A 4,831-nucleotide genomic window follows, 5' to 3' on the forward strand; every position below is an offset into this window, starting at 1 on the left:
GTACACATTTCGTACAATGACCTCTAAATCCTCTAATTCTTTCATTCGTTCAGTTAATATGCGAYCACTCATATCTGGTATTTGGAATTTAATTTCTTTGAACCTTTTTGGGCCATCAAGTAATACTCGAATAATTAAACCCGTCCATTTCTTGCCTAATAATTCTGCAGCATGCTCATATTTTGGGCACATCCTACTGTAGTCCATATTATTCACCTCATTAGGTTTAGTTTACCATAAATTAAAGGTATAGATAAGAAAGGAGACAAGAGAAGCCTAATTGATTGACAATTTAAAAAATATAATTAATATATATATTATAGTTACTATAAAAAAGTTAGTATAAGGAGTGTTCAATTCATGGCAAAGGTTCTCGTGCCGTATTACAGTGCATATGGTCATATTTATGAAATGGCAAAGGCAATCGCAAAAGGTGCAGAAGAGGTTGAAGGGACCGAGGTGAAGCTTGTTAAAATTCCAGAGTTTGATGTAGTGAAAGAAGCAATGTCTAGCCAAGATGCTTATGTAGAAGCGCAAGATAATCAAGATGACGTAGCGGAGGCAACTCATGATGATTTGCGTTGGGCTGATGGAATAGCTTGGGGAATCCCTACTAGGTACGGCTCTATGCCTGCTCAAATGAAACAGTTTCTCGATTCTGCAGGAGGCTTGTGGGCGAACGGAGAACTAGAAGGTAAAGCTACCTCCATATTTACTAGTACAGGTTCTGTGCATGGCGGTCAAGAAACAACTATTATTACCTCGCTTATTCCCATGCTCCATTTCGGTATGATTTTTGTTGGCCTCCCTTACGGAGAGAACCCTGAGCAACTAACAACAGATGGGATTGGCGGAAGTCCATATGGTGCATCAACTATTTCAGGACCAGATGGATCAGCTGCTCCAGATGAAAGAGACTTTGTGATGGCTAAGCGACTAGGTGCACGATTAGCAAAAGTTGCTCATAAATTAAATCAATAACAAAACCGAGTTAAAGCATGCAGGATGAACAATCCTTCATGCTTTATTTTTGAATTCAGTACCATTTGTTGGGCTCTCTTCGTATACTAATAGTAAGAAGTAACCACAAACTTCAAAGGGTTGTTTGAAACTTGAGTCATAAGGATGTGAGCTTATGTTCAAACAAATTGTCGTAGCAGCAGATGGATCTGAGCACTCAATGAAAGCTGTAGAAAAGACAATTGAATTAGCAAAAGACAGAGATACTAAAGTATTTGTAGTGTATGTAGTAGATGGTTCAACCTCTAAAGCCGATGTGCTCGATAGTTGGGATTCATTAGGGATTTCGGAGAAGCGTAATAAGAGGTTAGCTGCTATTGAACAACAAGCTAAGGGGGAAAACATTAATTATGAAGTGAAAATCATTCGTGGAGAGCCTGCATATGCGATTGTTCAATTTGCTCACTCAATTGAAGCTGACTTAATTGTAATTGGAAGTCGAGGATTAAATCAGCTTCAACAATTGGTTTTAGGTAGCGTTAGTCATAAGGTAATGAAAAGAGCAACTTGCCCTGTATTAATAATGAGATAGCGAATAAACCTTGCCAAATGGTAAGGTTTTTTTGTGAGAAGGCTAGGCGTTCTCATTGAATTAAAAAAGTTGTAAGAAATGATTGACCTTTTTGAATCTTCTGTTATATAATAATAAAAAATAAATGAAGTTGTATTAAAACAGAAAGGGTGTTATGGATGAGCAGAAAAGAGCGCGAGAATATGATCCAATTTCTTACTACAGTTGAGGGAATGCATGAGAGAAAATTAATGTTGATGACCGATGCAGATATTGAGCATATATATACACGAGTATATAGCATGCATGAACGTAATTAATAAAACCTCTCCATCGACTGATCAGTCGATGGAGAGGTTTTATTTTTGAAGTCCTAGAGTAATGTTCAAAATATTTTCAGGTAAATAGAGATAGAAATAAGGTATACTACCTAAAGAATGCTCTTGAAGGGTGGATATAATGAAATTTTCAAATAAAACCTTATTTATCATCATTACCTCTATTACGGCATTATATGGAATACTTTATTGGGTGATTGGGCATATTCTTACCACTTAATCAGTCTAATCTCTCTATTAGCATGTACGCATATAATAGACATTTTACGACAACCATTTCGACTTTCACTTTCTAATTCGATTTATTTCCCCGGCAATTTGTCGAAAAAAAAGCAGTCTCTTTTAAAAGAGACTGCTTTTTTGATTATAAATGTTGAAGTTGGGCTAAAAAAGCAGTCGCAATGCCAAAGTAGATCATTAATGAGAAGATATCATTAATCGTTGTAATAAGTGGGCCTGATGCTACAGCTGGGTCAACGCCGAAGCGATATAGCATAAGCGGAATAATCGTTCCTGCTAATGTTCCAACGATTAATGTAATTAATAAAGAAACACCGACAACTAGCCCTAATGTGAAGCTTCCAATCCACACTGTCGCGACAATAAGGATAAGAATTCCACATGTGATTCCGATAATGATCCCGACCCTAAGTTCACGTAAGACTAACCTAATAACAGTTTTTTGATCAACATCACTTGTAACGATTCCTCGCACAACAACGGCTAATGATTGAGTACCTGTATTACCAGTCATCCCAGCTATCATAGGCATGAAGAAAATGAGTGCTACAACTTGATCAAGGGTTTCTTCAAAACCACTAATAATACTTCCGGATAGTAAACCAATAAATAATAACAAAATAAGCCATGGAAGGCGTCTAAAAGAAGCTGTAGTTGCTTTGGTATTAAAGTCAATGTCTTTACCGGAAGCAGAGAGTTTCTCGATATCTTCATTCGCTTCACGTATGACGATATCAATCGCATCATCTACCGTGATAATACCTAGAAGAATATTCTTTTCATCTACAACAGGAACGGCAATAAAGTCATAGCGTTCAATTGTTTGGGCTACTTCTTCTTGGTCAGCATCTACAAGAACAGATACCACTCGGTTAAACATAATATCTTCAATCTTTTCTTCGCCATCTGCTATTAATAAGTCACGGTAGGATACGACCCCTACTAATTTCTTTTCTTCGTTTATTACATATAAATAATAGATATTCTCTGAAAAGCTGGCATATTCTTTAAGTTTATTAACTGCTTGCTTTACCGTCTGGTTAGCGTTAATCCAGACAAATTGGTTAGTCATTAATCCCCCGGCAGTTTCAGCAGGGTAGCTCATCAGTGATCGAATCTTTTGAGAATCTTCTTTTCTCATAACGTCTAAAAATTCTTGGATCTTCTCGGTTGATAATTCATTAAGTAAGTCAGCGAGATCATCATTATCCATTAAATTCATAACTTTTGATGATCGTTCAATGCCTAGTTTGTGCAGAATTTCAATTTGCATTTCATAATCTAATTCCTGGATTAAATCAGCAATTTGATCAGAAGTTAAGAAAGTTAGAAATTTATGATGATGCTTTTCTGGAAGTCCTCGATACAGCTGGGCAACATCATATGGATGTAGTTCTTCTAATAACTGTTGGAGAGCTGATCGTTTTGCCTCTTTGATATATTTAATAACAAGTACAAGTAGTTGGTCTTCAGTCATATTTGCAACCAATGCGCACACCTCGCTTCTCTCATTTATATACTTTACAAAAAAAGAATGATGATGTAAAACCCTTGATGATAAATAATCCTTATTACATTCCCTATACGGTAAAAGGTCAAACAGCCTTAAAGAATTTTAAATATACAAAATACATTGAAAGTATATAGATTTTTCATTGTATTTACATTGACGCTATGAAATAAGCTGTGATATGATTCACTTAGATTGAAATTCATTCTCAAAGAAGAGGTTGAGGGGGAAGTACATAATGGGTTTTATCCACCTTCAAGATTTAACAAAGACGTACAATAAAGCCGAAAGTCCGGCCGTTAATCATATTGATCTTTCGATTGAAAAAGGTGAAATTATCACCCTGCTTGGTCCAAGCGGTTGTGGTAAGACGACTACGTTAAGAATGATTGCTGGTTTTGAGCAGCCTTCAAGTGGTTCAATTAGAATTGATGATCAAGTTGTGTACGACCACCGTTCWTATCTTCCTCCAGAGAAAAGAGGAATCGGAATGGTGTTTCAAGACTATGCACTTTTTCCTCACTTAACAATAGAAAAGAATGTAACGTTTGGTTTAAATAAATGGGGTACCCTTAATAAGAAGAAGCGTGCAAAGGAAGTTCTTGAACTAGTTGGTTTAGCCGACTACGCAAAGCGTTTTCCAAATGAACTTTCTGGTGGTCAACAACAACGTGTTGCTCTAGCTCGTGCATTAGCACCAAGGCCGCATGTCGTATTAATGGATGAGCCTTTTAGTAATTTGGATGCAGGGCTTCGTGAGAGAATGCGCTATGATGTAACGGCTATTTTGCGTAAAGCTAATACAACGGCGATTATTGTCACGCATGATCAAAAAGATGCCTTTGCTGTTTCTGATCGAGTTGTTGTAATGAATCAAGGTGTGATTCAACAAATTGCATCCCCTCGTGATATGTACCGGTGTCCGAAAAACTGCTTTGTAGCACAATTTGTAGGGAAAACAAACCTTCTTTCAGGCACGCTCTGTGAAGATCTTAAGCATGTTGAGACACATATCGGACGGGTGTGTTTACCATCTGAATCTGATCAAGTTTTAGAGGATGTGCGCATTTCTATTAGACCTGAGGGTTGCCGCTTAGTAGAGGATGGCCGTTACACGGGTCGAGTAGAACGTGTGACTTATAGTGGTGAATACCAGGAGCTTGAAGTGAGACTGGGTGATGAGCATGTAACTAATGAACCAATGATCGTCTA

General features: G+C 37.3%; 6 protein-coding genes. 4 read left to right on the top strand and 2 right to left on the bottom strand.

Annotation, left to right across the window (positions count from 1 at the left end):
- The coding region (locus AB685_RS26455) for a helix-turn-helix domain-containing protein (protein WP_047973579.1) at nucleotides 1–207 on the bottom strand (207 nt) is incomplete at its 3' end.
- Nucleotides 208–360: 153 nt separating this feature from the next.
- Between AB685_RS26455 and wrbA the strand changes: the two genes are divergently transcribed.
- The 3 genes from wrbA to AB685_RS26470 all read left to right on the top strand — a co-directional run bounded on the left by wrbA (nucleotide 361) and on the right by AB685_RS26470 (nucleotide 1,851).
- Nucleotides 361–981, top strand: coding sequence for an NAD(P)H:quinone oxidoreductase (gene wrbA / locus AB685_RS26460; protein WP_047973580.1), 621 nt, complete (start codon nucleotides 361–363; stop codon nucleotides 979–981).
- A 154-nt stretch (nucleotides 982–1,135) separates the two neighbouring features.
- Nucleotides 1,136–1,552 (top strand): universal stress protein, encoded by a 417-nt coding sequence (locus AB685_RS26465; RefSeq protein WP_047973581.1) that lies wholly within the window; start codon nucleotides 1,136–1,138, stop codon nucleotides 1,550–1,552.
- Nucleotides 1,553–1,710: 158 nt separating this feature from the next.
- Nucleotides 1,711–1,851: a BH0509 family protein gene (locus tag AB685_RS26470; protein ID WP_047973582.1), complete on the top strand. Its 141-nt coding sequence runs from the start codon at nucleotides 1,711–1,713 to the stop codon at nucleotides 1,849–1,851.
- Between the two features lie 382 nt (nucleotides 1,852–2,233).
- Here AB685_RS26470 and mgtE read toward each other — a convergent pair whose 3' ends face one another.
- A complete protein-coding gene (gene mgtE / locus AB685_RS26475) occupies nucleotides 2,234–3,598 on the bottom strand; it encodes a magnesium transporter (RefSeq protein WP_128755953.1) in 1,365 nt (454 codons plus the stop codon).
- 259 nt (nucleotides 3,599–3,857) lie between these two features.
- Between mgtE and AB685_RS26480 the strand changes: the two genes are divergently transcribed.
- Nucleotides 3,858–4,831 (top strand): ABC transporter ATP-binding protein (locus AB685_RS26480; protein ID WP_047973583.1); only part of this gene is annotated, 974 nt, incomplete at its 3' end.

Source organism: Bacillus sp. LL01 (genome assembly GCF_001037965.1).

Excerpts from the sequence above, each read along its gene's own strand:
- wrbA (WP_047973580.1), top strand. The coding sequence starts at position 361 with ATGGCAAAGGTTCTCGTGCCGTATTACAGTGCATATGGTCATATTTAT.
- AB685_RS26465 (WP_047973581.1), top strand. The coding sequence starts at position 1,136 with ATGTTCAAACAAATTGTCGTAGCAGCAGATGGATCTGAGCACTCAATG.
- AB685_RS26470 (WP_047973582.1), top strand. The coding sequence starts at position 1,711 with ATGAGCAGAAAAGAGCGCGAGAATATGATCCAATTTCTTACTACAGTT.